Source organism: Streptomyces rhizoryzae, from assembly GCF_023155275.1.
GTDB lineage: Bacteria > Actinomycetota > Actinomycetes > Streptomycetales > Streptomycetaceae > Streptomyces > Streptomyces rhizoryzae.
The window spans coordinates 20,730-35,814 of record NZ_JALMUV010000012.1 but is presented as its reverse complement, the minus strand read 5'-3'; the positions used below and the strand labels follow the sequence as shown (position 1 = coordinate 35,814).

The following is a 15,085-nucleotide window of genomic DNA, read 5'->3' as shown; positions in this document are numbered from 1 at the left end:
GGGCGGGCCCTCGGTCAGGGGCCGCCGGGCAGGTCCAGCGCCGATCCCGGGTGCACGGCGATGCGCAGCGGGCCGGCGTCCCGGGCGCCCGGCGGGAGCGCGTAGCGCGGGAAGGCGCCCCCGCTGACCTGCAACCGCACCCGGTGCCCGGCCGCGAACTGGTGCCCCGCGGCGCCCATCGGCACCTCCACCGCCGACGGCTCCCCCGCCGGGCCGGGCGCCGCCACCCGCACCAGTCCGTCGCAGACCTGCACGGACCGGCCGCGCGCGTCCACGTCGCACAGCCGCACGAAGACGTCGAAGGGGCGCGGGGCCCCGTCGGCGGCGGACCCGGGCGGCGGGCCGGCGTCGCCGGCCGCCGTCACCCGCAGGCGGGCCCGGACCTCGCCCAGCACCTCCACCGGTTCCGCCAGTTCCGGCCCGGTGAAGGTCAGCACGTCGGCCCGCGCCTCCAGCGCCCGGTTGTCGCGCCGCCCGGCGCCCCGGGACAGCACCGCCCCGCCGACCGACGGCGTCGGATCGGCCGGGTCGTACCGGAACGCGGCCAGGGGGCCGGGGCCGTCCGGCTCCCGGTGCCGCCCGAGCCGGCCGCCGCGGCCCAGGTGCCAGCGGTCCGGGGCGCCGCCCGCCGCCGGCGGCCAGTCCGCCAGCTCCCGCCACGCACCGCCACCCGTCCCCCCGCCGGGCCGCGTCCCGTCCCCGCCGTCGCCGCCGACGTGCACCCGTACCCGCGCGGGCCGCAGCGCCGCCCGCTCACCGCACAGGTGCGCCCGCAGCCACGCCAGGCTCTCCGCGAACACCTCCGGCCACCCCTCCTGGAGCGCCGAGGTGTGCGTCCACGGCCCGATCAGCAGCGCGGTCGGGGCCCCCGCCCGCCGCAGCCGCCGGTACTGGCCGAGGTTCTGGTCCAGGAACACGTCCTGCCACCCGCCGATCAGGCAGACGGGCACCCCCGCCCGGTCCGCGGCCGCTTCCGCCGACGCCCCCGCCCAGTACGGGTCGCCGGCGTCCGTCCGGGCCAACGCCTCGGCCAGCCACGGCAGTTCGGCCAACGGCCCGGAGGCGGACGATCCGGCGGACGATCCGGAGGCGTCCGGCCCGGAGGCGGACGGCACCGCCGCCCGGTGCGCACCGCGCAGCCACCGCCGGAGCCCCAGCACGCCCCGCAGGAACGGCCGCCACCCCTGGTGCTGGTGGGCCAGGCCGACGCCGGACACCAGCGCGTTCTCCAGGTGGACCGCGCCGCCCGTGTGGAAGTACGCGTACGGGTCGTGCAGTCCGACCTGCACCACCATCGCCCGCAGCTCCGGCGGCGGGTCCAGGGCCAGCGCCCACTGCACGTACCCGAGGTAGCTGGGGCCGATCGTGCCCAGCGCCCCGTTGAACCACGGCTGCTCCCGCAGCCAGGCGACGGTGGCCCGCCCGTCCGCCGCCTCGTTGCGCCACAGGTGGAACGCCCCGCCGGACCCGCCGGTCCCCCGGCAGCTCTGCACCACCACGTGGAACCCGTGCTCGGCGAAGAGCACCCCGTAGAGCGCCGACCAGGGCACCCCGCGCCCGTAGGGCGACCGCACCAGCAGGGTCGGGAACTCCCCGGGGCCGCCCGGGCCCCCCGGCCGCCCGCCGGTGTCCGGGAAGTAGTGGTCCGCCACCAGCGGCACCCCGTCCTCCCCCGGTACGACCAGGCCGGGCTCCCACCCCACCGGGTACGGCCCCGCCGGGAGGTTCCGCCACGACGCCCGCATCCACCGCGCCGCCCGCGGCGGCCGTCCGCCCCGCACCCCCGCTGCCTTCGCCATCGCGCCACCCCTCTTAGTTTTCGTACGTCGTACGAGAATAGCTCGGGCCCAGGGATGCTTGGATGGTCCGGCGGATCTCCCCGGCGGCCGCCGGGCCCGGGGAGCGGACCCCGCCCGGGAGAGAAGAAGGAGCACCGTGCCCGCCGACGACCTGCCCGCCGCCCCGGACGACCCGTCCGCCGGCCCCGACCCGGCCCGGCTCCGGCCGGCGCCCGGCCGCCCCCGCCGCGGGCGCCGCCCCGCCTTCACCCGCGAGGCGATCACCGCGGCCGCCGTGGAACTCGCCGACGCCGAAGGGCTCGACGCGGTCACCATGCGCGCGGTCGCCGCGCGGGTCGGCGCCGGTGTGATGTCGCTCTACAGCTACGCCCCGGACAAGGACACCCTGCTGGAGCTGATGACCGACCACGTCAGCGGCGAACTCCTGCCCCCCGGCCCGCTCACCGGCGACTGGCGCACCGACCTCAAGGCCATCGGCCACCGCCAGCGGGCGCTGATGCTCCGCCACCCCTGGCTGCCGGGTGCCCTCACCGCCCGGCGGACCCCGGGCCCGCACACCCTGGCGTTCCTGGAGCACGCGCTCACCGCGCTGCGCCCCCTCCCCCTGGACGGCGCCGCGAAGCTGGAGGTCTTCAGCCTCCTCACCGGGTTCGTGGCCTCCCACGTCAGCCACGAACTCAGCCGCGCCGCCACCGCGGAGTCCCCCGACCGCGCCGCCGCCGAGGCCCGCTACCTCGCCGCTGTGGCCGCCGACGGCGACCACCCCGAACTCGCCCGCGCGCTCGCCTCCCCCGGCCGCCCGCTGACCCCCGAAGCCACCTTCACCCGCTTCCTGGACCGCCTGGTGAACGGCCTGGACTCGCCCCCGCCCGGCTGAGCGCCCGGGCCGGGCCGCCGGGACGGCCCCGGCGGCCCGGCCGGACGGGACCTCAGCCCGCCGCCCCCGCCCGCCACGGGCGGACGAACGCGTGCAGGGCCCGGCGCGCGGCCGGGGCGATCACCGGGTCGTTGACCGGCGTCCCGGCGGGGTGCAGCAGGTGATCGACGCCGGGCAGCACCCGCAGGCCGGGGCCGGTGGTCCGGGCGGCGGCGAGGGCCGCCAGCAGCGGGGGCGCGGTCCGGCACGGCACGTTGGCGTCCGCCGTCCCGCAGGTGACGAGCGTCCGGGTGCCGGGCGCGACGCCCCGCGCCACCGCCGCCGGGTCGAGTGCGTCGTCGCTGCGCACGAAGTCCGCGTTGACCGGCCCGGCCATCGCGTCGAGGACGGCCGCGACCGAGGGCAGCAGCCCCGCCGTGTCCACCGGGCGCCCGGCCCGGAAGTCCGCGACGGCCCGTGCCACCCCCCGCTTGTTGGACTCCGCTTCCGCCGCGCCCAGGCGGCCCGCCGCCACCGCCCGGTCCAGCGCGTCGGCCAGCTGGAAGCGGACCATGTCCAGCAGCCGCATGTCCTGCGGGGCGAGGAGCGCGAGCCCGGCCGGCTTCGCCGCCACCGCGCGGTCGACGAGCAGCGCCTGGAGGCCGCCCTCGCTGTGCCCGACCACGAGCAGCGCGCGCGGATCGGCCTCCGGCTGCGCGCGCAGGGCCGTGTAGGCGGCCACCGCCTGGCGGGTGTACGCGGCCATGTCGGGCGCGCGGTCCCGGCCGCCCATCCCGGTCCGCCCGGTGCCGTACTTGTCGAACCGCAGGCTCATCACCCCGTCCGCGCCGAGGTCGTCCGCGAGGAGGGCCAGGGTGTGCGGGACGAGCCCGGGCGGCTGGTCGCCGTCGCGGTCGGTCGGGCCGCTGCCGGGGATCAGCAGCGCGGCGGCCAGCTTGCGGCCCGCGCGGTGCGCGGGGACGTGCACCGTGCCGTACGCCGTGGTCCCGTCCACCGTGAACGCGACCTCCCGGTCCACGGCCGGCACCACGGCCGGCCCCCGGGGCGCGGCCACCGCCCCGCCCGCCCCCGGCAGGGGCCCGACGGCCCCCACCACCACGGCCGCCACGACCCCGGCCACCCTGCCTCGCCACGCCTTGCCCGCACGCATGGGCCCTCCCCGCGCGTCGGGGCGGCGGCCACTCCGGCGCGACCGCCGCCACCCGTCTAGTTGTTCTAGCTTTTATAGAACAACTAGCCCGGGTGGGGCCACCGGAATCGCGCACTCGACCCGCGCCGCCGGCCGGCGCACCGTCAGGCCGCCGTGGCGACACCCGCGTTGGTCAGCACCTCGCGGGCCGGGAGGGCGGCGCTCGCGGCGGCGGTCAGGCCGGTGGCGGCCAGGTGGGCGTCGGCGATGCGGAGGCCGACCGCGTAACCGGCGAAGTCCGGCAGGCCGACCGGCTCGTGGCCCATGAGCCGCGCGGTGGCGTCGCCGTGGACGTACGGGGTCAGGTTCGCCATCCCGGCCACGTCGACGGCGGCGGTGATCTTCTCGTAGGCGGCGTCGAGGGCGGCGCCGGTGAGCGAGGTGGCCCACGGGCCCATGGCCCGCTCACCGGCCAGCTCCCGGACGAACGCCTCGGCCAGTCCCTCGGCGACGACCTGTTCGCCGACCGTGACCGCCGCCGGGTCCCAGACCACGTTGGCGTAGCGGACGTTGTGGTGCAGTTCGTGGGCGGCGGCGTGGCCGATCTTCTCCAGGCTGGTGGCGGTGGGCCAGATGTACAGCAGGATCGCGCCGGGGAAGCCGCCGAAGCCGAGGTAGCCGGCGCTGCGGCCGACCAGGTGCGGGTCGTCGGGGTTGCCGAGGACCACCGCGACGTGGACGGTGTCGGCGTGCCGGACACCGGGGGCCGCCGCGCGGATCCGGTCCCGGGCGGCGGTGAGCGCGTCCTCGACGCGCGGAAGGACGTCCGCCTCCGCCAGCTGCCGCAGCGCCGCGTGGAGGCGCGGGTCGTCGCGGTCGAGCGGGAAGCCGCCGCCGGCGCAGTGCATCCGGACGAGGTCCAGGCCGGCCCCCTGGGGCATCACCTGCTGGAGGGGGGCGAGCATCTCCCGGAGGGCGTCGGGCCGTTCGGCGGCCGGGCGGCGGAGCAGGTCGGCCATCGCCGACGCGGTGTCGTGCACAACGATCTTCATGTCCCGGGACGGTAGGGCCTCCTGTTACCGGAGGGTCAAGGGCGGCCGGGCCCCGGGCGGGAGCGCGGTGCCTCAGGCCGTCGCGGTGCCCTGCGGCGCGTCCAGGGCCGGGGCGAGGACCGCGAAGGCGCCGGCGAGCAGGGCGGCGGGGTCCTCGGTGCCGTCGCTGCCGCTCCAGCGGGCCAGGACGGTGTTGAAGGCGGTCAGGGCCATACCGGCGGCGAGCTGCGGGTACAGCGCGGTGCCCGGGTCCAGGTCCAGGCGGCGGGCCAGCTCCGCGGCCAGCTCGTCGCGCCACTCGGCCTGGCGCTCCAGGAAGCGGGCGTGCAGCGCCGGGGTGCCCAGGATCAACTGGACGACGCGCAGGGCGCGGTCCGCGTGGTCGCCGCAGGCGGCGAGGGTGCCGGCGACGGCGTGCCGGAGCGCGGCGGAGGGCCGCTCGGCGGCCGGGCGGGCGGCCAGTGCCGCGCACATGCCCGCGCCGAGGTCGGCGAGGAAGCGGACGACCACGTCCTCCTTGGACGCGAAGTAGCGGAAGAACGTGCGCCGGGAGACGCCCGCGGTGGCGACGATCTCGTCGATGGTGACCGCGTCGTAGCCCTTCCGTGCCAGCAACTGGAGGGCCGCGCCGGTCAGTTCGTCGGAGACGACTTGGCGTTTGCGCTGGGCCAGGGTGGCGGCGGGGCGGGTGCTCACCGGTCCAGGGTACCGAGCACCCCACGGATCGGCCGACACCGAGAGACACCGTTGACACTGAGTGCCAAAGTAGGCATTGTGTGCCGCATGACGGAGAAGCAGGGGTGGAGCGCGGACCGGATACCGGATCTGCGGGAGCGGGTGTACGTGGTGACGGGGGCCGGTGGCGGCCTGGGGCGGGCGACCGCCCGGGCACTCGCGCGCCGGGGCGGGCACGTGGTGCTGGCGGTGCGCGACGAGGAGAAGGGGCGGCGGACCGCCGCGGAGATCACCGCCGGGCAGCCGGACGCCCGCCTGGAGGTGCGCCGGCTCGACCTCGCCGACCTCGACTCGGTCCGCGCCTTCGCCGACCGGCTGTGCGCCGACCACGCCCGGCTGGACGTGCTGGTCAACAACGCGGGCGTGATGGCGCCGCCGCGGACCCTGAGCGCGCAGGGCCACGAGCTCCAGTTCGCCTGCAACCACCTGGGGCACTTCGCGCTCACCGGGCTGCTGCTCGGCCGGCTGACGGCCGGGCACGAGCCGCGGGTGGTGACGGTCACTTCGGTCAACCACCGCAACCGGAACGCGTATCTGCGCTTCGACGACCTCGACGGGGCGCGCGGCTACGCGCCGATGGGCTTCTACAACCAGTCGAAGTTCGCCAACGCCGTCTTCGGGTGGGAGCTCCACCGGCGGCTGACCGCGGCCGGCAGCCCGGTGCGCAGTGTGCTGGCGCACCCCGGCTACACCGCGACCGGCCTCCAGACCAACGGAACGGTGGGCCTGTGGCGGCTGGTGTTCGGGTGGATCGGCAACCCGCTGCTCGCCCAGCGGCCGGAGCAGGGCGCGCTGCCGCAGCTCTACGCGGCGACCGAACCGGGCGTCGCGGGCGGGGAGTTCATCGGGCCGGGCGGCCCGGGTGAGCTGCGGGGCGCGCCGGTGCGGGTGCGGCTGGCCGGGGCGGCGGCCGATCCGGAGACGGGGCGGCGGCTGTGGGAGCTGTCGGAGCGGCTGACGGGCGTGCGGTACGCGGTCCCGGCGGCGGACTGAGCCGCCCCCGCCGGCCCCGGTCAGCCCCCCGTCAGTCCCCGCCGGCCCCCGGGTCCCCGCCGTCTCCGGGGACCGTCAGGCGGAGCGGGTGGCGGCCGTCGGGGGTACGGACCGGGAGTTCGCGGCGGAGGCCGCCGGCGGTGAGGCGGAGGGCGACCTGCCAGCTGCCCGGGGGGCCGCTGCGCAGGTGGGAGCAGGTGCGGTAGCGGTCGCCGGCGCCGCGTTCGACGGTGGTGCGCAGGGCGACGGTGCGGGTGGCGTCGCGCAGGACCAGCTGGAGCGCGGCGTCGGCGGGGCAGCCGGGGAGGGTGAGGCGGGCGTCGACCGTGGCGCGGCCGCCGCGGGTGCAGGTGGCCCGGCCGTGCAGGTCGGCGCCGAGGGGGCGGCGGGCGCCGTCGTGGTCGAGGTCGAGGTGCAGGTGGCCGTGCGGGGAGGAGAGGAAGAGGGCGGCGACGGTGGGGCCCTCGGAGCCGTGGCTGATCACGCGGGGCGCGGTGTCGGTGGCGGCCGCGCCGCCCTCGGGGACGAGCCAGACTTCCCGGCACAGACCGGCCGACGGGTCCGGGTCCGGGCCCCCGGCCGCCGCCGGGGCGTCCCCGTAGGCCGTGACGGCGAGCTTCAGGCCCCAGACGCCGTCCGCGAGGGGGGCGCCCCCGGCCGCGGCGGCCGGGTCGAGGGCGGCGTGCCAGCTGCCGTCGGGGCCGGTCGCGGCGGGGACGCGGAGGCGGGCGCCGCCGCGGTGCAGGACCAGGGCGGCGGTGGCGGCGCCCAGCGGGGGCAGGGCGGCGGTGCCGCGGAGGTGCAGGACGCCGCCGACCCACTGGACGCTGTCGAGGCGCTGGCGGACCGCGAGGCGGTCGGTGAGGTCGTGCAGGCGGTCCGGCAGCGGGTGCGCGGGGGCGCGGAACGTCGGGTAGGCGGCGTAGGCGCGGCCGTCCGCGACGCGGGTGGGGACGGGGGCGGGGCCGGTGTCGGCGCGGACGACGGCGGCCAGGTCGGCGTCCAGGCCGGCGCGGAGGCAGTGCGCGCGCAGGCGGAGGCGGGGCGGGAGGGCGGTGAGCACCCGGTCGGTGAGGTAGCGGTCGACGAGGGGGCGGGCGGCCTCGCGCATCGCGCGCCGGCCGGCCTCGTCGCGGGCGAGGTAGGGGGCCGCGAACGGCATGAGTATCTCGCCGTGGAAGTGCCGGACCATGAGGGTGTCGCGGTCCGGGCCGGGCGGGACCTCGTCGGCGAGGCCGGCCAGCACGGTGCCGATGTAGCGGAGGTACGCGGGCCAGTCCACGTCCTGGCGGGAGGCGTTGCTGTCGTCGGGGCGGCCGTGGAGGTAGTAGCAGTCGTAGTCGGCGACGACGGAGACGGTCCCGGCGCGCAGCAGGGCGGCGATGCCGAACGGCAGGTCCTCGGCGAGCAGGCGGCCCTCCACGAAGCGCAGCCGGTGCCGTTCGAGGAACGCGCGGCGGAAGAGCTTGTAGGCGGCCAGGGTCCAGTAGACGGGTGAGTCGAAGACCGAGACGCGGGGGCTGGTGGTGCGCAGGTCGACCGGGGCGCCGCGGCCGCCGGCGCCGACGATCCGGCCGAGGACGACGTCGGAGCCGTGCTCCTCGGCCATCGCCACCAGACGCTCCAGGGCCTCCGGGCCGAGGCGGTCGTCGGAGTCGAGGAAGAAGACGTAGTCACCGGTGGCCCGGTCCAGGCCGGCGTTGCGGGGCCGGCCGGCGCCGCCGGAGGCGGGCTGGTGGACGACGGTGAGCCGGGGGTGCGCGGCGGCGGCCGCGTCGAGCCAGGCGGCGCTGCCGTCGGTGGACCCGTCGTCCACCGCGATGATCTCGATGCGGTCCGGGTCGAGCGTCTGGGTGAAGACCGAGCCGAGGCTGCGGTCGAGGTAGCGGCGGGTGTCGTGGACCGGCACGATCACGGTGACGGTCGGCGGCGGCCCGCCCCGGCGGTGCGGGGCGGCGGCGTGGTCGGCACGGGTGGAGCCGGCGGCGTTCTCGGACACGGGAAGTGTGGCCTCCGTTCCTTTCCTGCGGGTCCCCGCCCTACCCCGCCCCCTCCGGGGTAAAACGGACTATCAAGACATCAAGCCATCTCATGCGTCAGCGAGACAACTCGGTGGCTGCCTGCTGTGCGCGGGCCGCCGCGCCGATCCGGGAGGAGCGACGGTGGGCCCGACACCTTCCGCACCGCAAGAGGGCGTCCGGGCCCGCGAGGTTGCCCGCCCGCCGTCGCACGCGAGGCGCGCCACACCCGTGGGCCGGTCCTTTCGGCCGGCGGCCGCACCGGCGCTCGCCGCGCTGCTGTCCATGGGCGCGTACTGCCTGGCGCTGGCGGCGTACGGCAGCTACCCCTTCGGACCGCGCTCGCGCGCCGTCAACGACCTGGGCAACCAGTTCGTGCCGTTCCACGCCCACCTGTGGGACCTGCTGCACGGCACCGCCCGCGGCGACCTCTTCCTCAACTGGGGCAGCGGGTACGGCGTCCCGTTCCTGCCGGACTTCGTCACGTACCTGATGAACCCGCTGTCGTGGCTGGTCGGGCTGTTCCCGCGGGAGCTGGTGGACCTGCCGGTGTTCCTGGTGACGCTGGGCTGCATCGGGCTGGGCGCCGCGGCGATGACGGTCTTCCTGGGGCGGCTGCGGCCCGGGTCCGGGGTGCTGCGGGCGCTGCTGGCGGTGGGGTACGGGCTGTGCGCCTGGGTGCTGAACGACGGGTTCGCCGATCCGATGTGGATGTGGGGCCTGGTCTCGCTGCCGCTGCTCGGCATCGCCGCGGACTGGTGCCTGCGGCGGGTGCGCTGGGTGGCCGGGACGCTGCTGGTGGCGCTCGCCTGGGCCGGGAACTTCTACACCGCGGCGATGGCCACCCTGGCCACCGGGCTGGTGCTGGCGGTGCGGCTGCTGACCGGGGACGCCGGGCCGGGCGGCGCGCGGCTGCGGTCGGCGGGCCGGGCGGCGGCCATGGCGGCGGCCGGGATCGCGCTGGCCGCGCCGGTGCTGACGGTGACGTTCCGGGCCAGCCGGGCCGCGCAGCCGGCGCCCGAGGCGGTCTTCGGGGGCCCGCCGCCGCTGCCGGACCAGCTGGCGCAGCTGCTGCCGGGCGGGCACGCCGCGGTGCCGGCCCCGAACCTCGCGGTGGGGGTGGCGGCGCTGCTGCTGGTGGCCGCCTTCCCGTTCGTCCGGGCGGTGCCGGGCCGGGTGCGGGCGGGCTGGACGCTGCTGGCGGCGGGGATCGGCGCGTCGTTCGGCTGGCGTCCGGCCGTGCTGGTGTGGCACGGGCTGGCGCTGCCCAACGGGAGTCCGTTCCGGGCCGCGTTCGTGCTCAGCGGGGTGCTGGTGATGATCGCGTGGCTGGCGCTGGCGCACCGGCCGCGGCGGCGTGAGCTGGCCGCCGGCGCCGGGGTGGTCGCGGTGGCGCTGTGCTGCCTGCGGGACCGGGCGGCGGTGGGGCCGGCGACGTGGACGGTGGTGGCCGGCGGCGGGGCGGTGGTGCTGGGGGCGCTGTGGGTGCGGGCGGCGCCGGCCGGGGGCCGGCCCCGGGTGCGGGCGGCGGCCACCGCGGTGCTGGCCGCCGCGGTCACGGCGACCGCCGCGTACACGGCGTTCGCGGTGACGGCCGTCCGGGACACCATCCCGTGGTTCCGGCCGAAGCTGACGCTGACCGACGGGGCGCTGGCCACCCGGCGGGGGCTGCTGGCCCGCGACGACTGGCCGCGCTCCCGTACGGACCCGGGACCGCACGAGTACGCCGACAACGATCCGCTGCTGCTCGGCGGCGAGGGCGGCGCGTACTACAGCAGCTACGTGCCGGCCGCGACCGCCCGGGCCCTGCACGCGCTGGGCGCCGGCTGGTACATCAGGGGCCGGCACACGCTCAGCTTCGAGGACCCGGTGGGGCGCGCGCTGATGGCCGTGAGCAACTCCCAGCTGCCGCCGCCGGGCGGCGGGCCGCGCGGCCGGTACACCGTGGTGCGCGGCCCCGCGGCGCCGCTGCTGACCGTGCGGCGCGGCCCGCTGCCCCCGCCCGGCCCGGACACCGTCTTCGCCCGCCAGGAGCGGGTACTGGGCGCCCGGGTCTACGAGGTGCCGCGGCTGGTGCCGGCCGGCGGCGCGGCCCCGGCCCGGGCCCCCGGCGGCTGGACGCTGCCGGCCCGGCCGCAGCCCGCCGGCCCGCCCGGCGCGGCGGCCCCCGAGGGCGGCGGCACGGTCTTCACCGCGCGCTGCACCCCGGGCGGCCTGGCGCTCGCGTACCTGCCGTGGTTCGCGGGCGAGGTCGCCGGTCCGGGGACGCCCTGGCAGGCGGTGGGCCGGTGGGACACCACCGCCGATCCGCTGCGGCCGCTGGGGACGGTGCCCGCGGACGGCGTGGTGCGGGTGCGGCTCGCCGGCCCCGGCCTGCCGTACGTGCCGGAGCGGGCGGTGGGCTGCCTGCCGCCGGGCCGGCTCGCCGCGGCGGTGCGGGCGCTGGAAGGGCCGGTACGGCTGACCGCGGGCGGCCACGGGCTGACCGCGCGGCTGCGGCCGGGGCCCGCCGGGACCGCGGTGGCGGCGCTGCCGGCGGTGCCCGGGTGGGGCTGTTCGGTGGACGGCGGGCCGACGCGGGCGCCGGGGGTGTTCGGCGGGCTGGCGGCCGTCCCGCTGCCCGCCGGCGCGACCCGGCTGACCTGCACCTACGTGCCGCCGGGGCTGACCGCCGGGCTGGCGGCGAGCGGGGCGGGGGCGCTGGTGACCGGCGGGGTGGCGGGGGCCGGGGCGCTGCGCCGGAAGCGGCGGCTCACCCCGAGTAGCCGCCCGAATAGTGCACTTCGTCCCGATTCGTAAAATGGCCTTTCAGGGGACGGCCACCTCGGCCGCCCCCTGTCCCCGGCGAAAAGGCCCGCCCATGAAGCTCTCCATCGTCGTGCCCTGCTACAACGAAGAAGCCGTCATAGGCCGTTTCGACGACCAGCTGCGCGCCGTCCTCACCCGCCTCGCGGTCGAGTACGAGCTGTGCTACGTGGACGACGGCAGCCGCGACGGGACGCTCCCGCGGCTGCGCGCCCTCGCCCAGCAGCACCGCGGCACCACCCGCTACCTCTCCTTCAGCCGCAACTTCGGCAAGGAACCGGCGATGCTGGCCGGCCTCAAGGCGGCCACCGGCGACGCGGTGATCCTCATGGACGCCGACCTCCAGCACCCGCCCGGGCTGATCGAGAAGATGCTCGACCTCTACCAGCTCGGCCACGACCAGGTCATCGCCCGGCGCAGCCGGGACGGCGACCGGCGGCTGCGCACCGCCCTGAGCCGCCTGTACTACCGCGCCGTCAACACCTGGGTCGACGTCGAACTGGTCGACGGCGCGGGCGACTTCCGGCTGCTGTCCCGCAAGGCGGTGGACGCGCTGGTGTCGCTGCCCGAGTACAACCGCTTCTCCAAGGGGCTGTTCTCCTGGATCGGCTTCGACACCGTCACCTTCGACTACCGCAACGCCGCCCGCGAGGCCGGCGAGACCAAGTGGCGCTTCGGCTCGCTGGTCAACTACGGCATCGACGGGATGATCTCGTTCAACTGCCGCCCGCTGCGCGCCGCCATCTACGCCGGGCTGGGCCTGGCGACGCTCGCCGCGCTCTACGCCTGCTGGGTCATCGGCGCGGCCGTCGCCGGCGGGGTCACCGCACCCGGCTACGTGACGCTGGTGGCCATCATCGTGGGCCTGGGCGGCCTACAGATGGTGATGCTCGGGCTGATCGGCGAGTACATCGGGCGGATCTACTACGAGACCAAGCGGCGGCCGCACTTCCTGGTCAAGGAGAGCGACGGCGCCGCGCCCGCCCCCGCCCCGGTGCACGCCCCCGCCCCGCCCGGGACCGCGGCGGCCGCCCCGCGGTCCCGCTGATGCGCCGCCCGGCCGTCGCGGTCCCCTGGGGCCAGATGGCCCGGTTCGCGCTGGTCGGCGCCGTCAACACCGCGACGTTCTACGCCTGTTACCTGCCGCTGCACCGGGTGCTGCCGTACTTCGCGGCGTACTCGGCGGCGTTCGCCCTCAGCCTGGTCGGCTCGTTCTTCCTCAACACCTACTTCACCTACCGCACCCGCCCCAGCTGGAAGAAGTTCCTGCTCTTCCCGCTGACCCAGGTCACCAACTACGCGGTGCAGAGCGCCGGGCTGGTGGCGCTGGTGAGCTGGCTGGGGATGGACAGCGCGGCGGCGCCGCTGGCCGCCGCGCTGCTGGCGCTTCCGGTCACCTTCGCGGTCTCCCGGCGGATCCTGCGGCCCCCGGCCCGCCGCGGCGCGCGGGGGGCTCAGCCCGGGGCGCCGCCGGAGCGCTCCGGCGGGGCGGCCTGAACCCGCCAGCCCTGGAACGGCGCGGTCTGCCCGGCCCGGTGCTGCCGGGCCGCGTACAGCCGGCCGTCGTTGCCGAGCGCGACCAGCACCGCCCGGCCGGCCGCGTCGGGCGCCACCCCGGCCGCCGCCGAGTGCGCCAGCCGGCAGCGCTGCCACGGCTTGGGCGCGGTCTGCGCCATCGCCACCCGGACGTCCCCCGCGTCGTCCCGGGCGGCCAGCACCATCCGGTCGCCGCTCCCGGCCGCGGCCAGCGCCACCCGCCCGTAGCCGCCGGCCCGCTCGCACTGCGCGGAGACCCGCCAGCTGCCGATCGCCCGCTGCCGTTCGGCGATCAGCACCCGGGCGGTCTCCGCCTGCCGGTAGGCGATCCGCACCAGGCCCCCGGGCAGCGGCACCACGCTGACCGGGCCGGCCGGCTCCGGCAGCCCGGTGGCCGCGCCCGGCCGCGGCACCTGCCCCGGCTCCTTGGACACCCAGTGCTGCACCGTGCGGGCGCTCGGCGCCACCACGTGGAGCAGCCCCCCGTCGTCCACGCATGCGTCGATCCCGTCGACGATCTGCGGGGACGCCTTGAGGGTGCCGACCCCGGCCGGGCCCTCCAGCCGGCCCCACGGCGTCCACACCCCGCCGCGCGGCCGGCTGCGGTGGCCGATGCCGCCGTCCCAGGCCCGCGCGAAGACGTGCAGGGTGCCGTCCGGGGCCGCCACCGCGGCCGGGAAGCCGGTCTCCAGCGACCGGACCGGCTCCGGGTCCGGCGTCCCCAGCGACTCCCACTCCCCGAACACCGGCACCCCGTCCCGCCGGGTGGCGGTCTGCCGCGCGGTGACCAGCTCCCGGCAGTGGTCGGTGTCCGGCCCCGGCAGCACCGTCCGGGAGGCGAACAGGCAGAACGCGCCGTCCGGCAGCCGCACCGCGTGCAGCTGCCCCTGGAGCATCTCCCCGCCGGCCCGTTCCGGGGCCCCGAACCGCCCGCTGCCCGGCGCGGTCTCCGCCCAGCAGTACGCCGCCCCGCCCAGCACCGCGAACGCCACCAGCCGCCCGTCCCGGGCCGGGCGCACCCAGGCGTTGGAGCCGGGGGCGCGCAGCCGGGTGGAGCGGGTCCAGTTGCGCGGGCCGCCGTTGAGGGCCGAGCCGCCGACCTTGCGGTCGCCGCAGCCCGCCGGGTCGCCGCAGCGCCGGTGGTCGGCCCAGCCGTAGACGTTCAGCGTGCCGGCCTTGCGGCGGGAGGCCGGCAGGTCCAGGTCGTGGGGCAGCGCGCCCATCTCGTAACCGAGGTAGTTCTCCACGATGGCCGGGGCCGGGCGGCCGCGCCCCCAGTAGCGGGCCAGCGCCGCCTGGGTGAAGTGGGCGGAGGCGGTGTGGTCCTGGTGGTCGTAGTAGCGCAGGCCGGCCAGGCGGGGGTCGGGGGCCGGCGGCAGCTCCTTGGGGGAGTGCACCGCGTTGGGGTCCAGGGTGCGGACGACGGTGGGCCGCACCCAGTCCAGCAGCGCGGCCAGGGTGTCGGTGACCTGGTCGCGGGTGTAGCGGAACTCCCGCTGGACCGGGCTGCCCTCGGGGCGCAGCGTGGGGAGCGTACCGGCCGCGCCCAGCCAGAGGGCGCGCAGGCTGACGGCGCGCGGCAGGTACACCGCGCGGGCCTCGACCAGCTCCAGGAAGACCAGCTGGTGCTGGGGGGCGGCGCGCAGCGTCTGCACCTCCACCTGGAAGCCGCGGAGCACGCTGCGGGCCTCGGCGTCCCAGACGGCGCCCGGGTCGCCGGTGGCCATCCGGGCGTGCGCGGCGAGCAGCCCGTTGACCCGGGCCCGGGCGAACGCGGCCCGGTCGGGGACCACCGTGCCGTGCCGGGCGCTGCCGCGCGGCGCGTTCCGCCCGTCGGACTCGCCGCCGGTCAGGCACACCGTGACGGTCCGGGCGCCGCTGCGGATGGCCTGCTCCAGATTGGGGTTCATGAAGAACAGCCCGTCGTCCGGATGCGCGATGACGTGCAGGAACACCTGGTCGTCCGGTTCCTCGGCGGACTCCTGCTCGCGGGCCGGCGGGGCCGGGCGGGTCACGTCCGGGGAGAGCCAGGCCCAGACGCCGGCGCCCGCGGTGGCCGTGAGGACGGCGCCGCCGGCGACCTGGAGCAGCCGACGGCGCGCGATCGGGGGTCCTGGCGGTCCTGACCGGGGCACCTCCCC

At 77.8% G+C, this 15,085-nt stretch carries 11 protein-coding genes; 5 read left to right on the top strand and 6 right to left on the bottom strand.

The features are described from left to right. Positions 1 to 14: 14 nt before the first annotated feature. A complete protein-coding gene (locus MUU72_RS12445; protein ID WP_248013260.1) occupies positions 15 to 1,799 on the bottom strand; it encodes a CocE/NonD family hydrolase in 1,785 nt (594 codons plus the stop codon). Positions 1,800 to 1,935: 136 nt separating this feature from the next. Here MUU72_RS12445 and MUU72_RS12440 point away from each other — a divergent pair, with 136 nt between their 5' ends. Further along, complete coding sequence (locus MUU72_RS12440) at positions 1,936 to 2,676, top strand: TetR/AcrR family transcriptional regulator (protein ID WP_248013259.1); 741 nt, start codon at positions 1,936 to 1,938, stop codon at positions 2,674 to 2,676. A 52-nt stretch (positions 2,677 to 2,728) separates the two neighbouring features. On the opposite strand, the gene MUU72_RS12435 is transcribed toward MUU72_RS12440, so the two are convergent. The 3 genes from MUU72_RS12435 to MUU72_RS12425 form a co-directional block, all read right to left on the bottom strand. Continuing rightward, entirely contained in the window at positions 2,729 to 3,826 is a 1,098-nt protein-coding gene (locus MUU72_RS12435; protein WP_282504000.1) for an alpha/beta fold hydrolase, read from the bottom strand. Positions 3,827 to 3,969: 143 nt separating this feature from the next. Next, positions 3,970 to 4,857 carry a DUF2268 domain-containing putative Zn-dependent protease gene (locus MUU72_RS12430; protein ID WP_248013258.1) on the bottom strand — a complete coding sequence of 296 codons (888 nt, stop codon included), beginning with the start codon at positions 4,855 to 4,857 and terminating at the stop codon, positions 3,970 to 3,972. Between the two features lie 72 nt (positions 4,858 to 4,929). Then, the gene (locus MUU72_RS12425) at positions 4,930 to 5,553 is read right to left on the bottom strand and encodes a TetR family transcriptional regulator (RefSeq protein WP_248013257.1); all 624 of its coding nucleotides are present in this window, start codon (positions 5,551 to 5,553) and stop codon (positions 4,930 to 4,932) included. Positions 5,554 to 5,640: 87 nt separating this feature from the next. On the opposite strand from MUU72_RS12425, the gene MUU72_RS12420 reads away from it, so the two are divergent. Then, positions 5,641 to 6,585 (top strand): oxidoreductase, encoded by a 945-nt coding sequence (locus MUU72_RS12420; protein ID WP_248013256.1) that lies wholly within the window; start codon positions 5,641 to 5,643, stop codon positions 6,583 to 6,585. A gap of 31 nt (positions 6,586 to 6,616) precedes the next feature. Here MUU72_RS12420 and MUU72_RS12415 read toward each other — a convergent pair whose 3' ends face one another. Continuing rightward, positions 6,617 to 8,584 (bottom strand): glycosyltransferase family 2 protein, encoded by a 1,968-nt coding sequence (locus MUU72_RS12415; protein ID WP_248013255.1) that lies wholly within the window; start codon positions 8,582 to 8,584, stop codon positions 6,617 to 6,619. Between the two features lie 250 nt (positions 8,585 to 8,834). Between MUU72_RS12415 and MUU72_RS12410 the strand changes: the two genes are divergently transcribed. The 3 genes from MUU72_RS12410 to MUU72_RS12400 all read left to right on the top strand — a co-directional run bounded on the left by MUU72_RS12410 (position 8,835) and on the right by MUU72_RS12400 (position 12,905). After that, the gene (locus MUU72_RS12410) at positions 8,835 to 11,402 is read left to right on the top strand and encodes a YfhO family protein (protein ID WP_248013254.1); all 2,568 of its coding nucleotides are present in this window, start codon (positions 8,835 to 8,837) and stop codon (positions 11,400 to 11,402) included. A gap of 61 nt (positions 11,403 to 11,463) precedes the next feature. Beyond that, entirely contained in the window at positions 11,464 to 12,456 is a 993-nt protein-coding gene (locus MUU72_RS12405; RefSeq protein ID WP_248013253.1) for a glycosyltransferase family 2 protein, read from the top strand. Further along, positions 12,456 to 12,905: a GtrA family protein gene (locus MUU72_RS12400; RefSeq protein WP_248013252.1), complete on the top strand. Its 450-nt coding sequence runs from the start codon at positions 12,456 to 12,458 to the stop codon at positions 12,903 to 12,905. Before MUU72_RS12405 ends, MUU72_RS12400 begins: the two co-directional genes overlap by 1 nt. On the opposite strand, the gene MUU72_RS12395 is transcribed toward MUU72_RS12400, so the two are convergent. Continuing rightward, positions 12,863 to 15,079, bottom strand: a complete 2,217-nt coding sequence (locus tag MUU72_RS12395; protein WP_248013251.1) for a PIG-L family deacetylase — start codon at positions 15,077 to 15,079, stop codon at positions 12,863 to 12,865. The two genes, MUU72_RS12400 and MUU72_RS12395, sit on opposite strands and share 43 nt — an antisense overlap. Positions 15,080 to 15,085 lie beyond the last annotated feature (6 nt).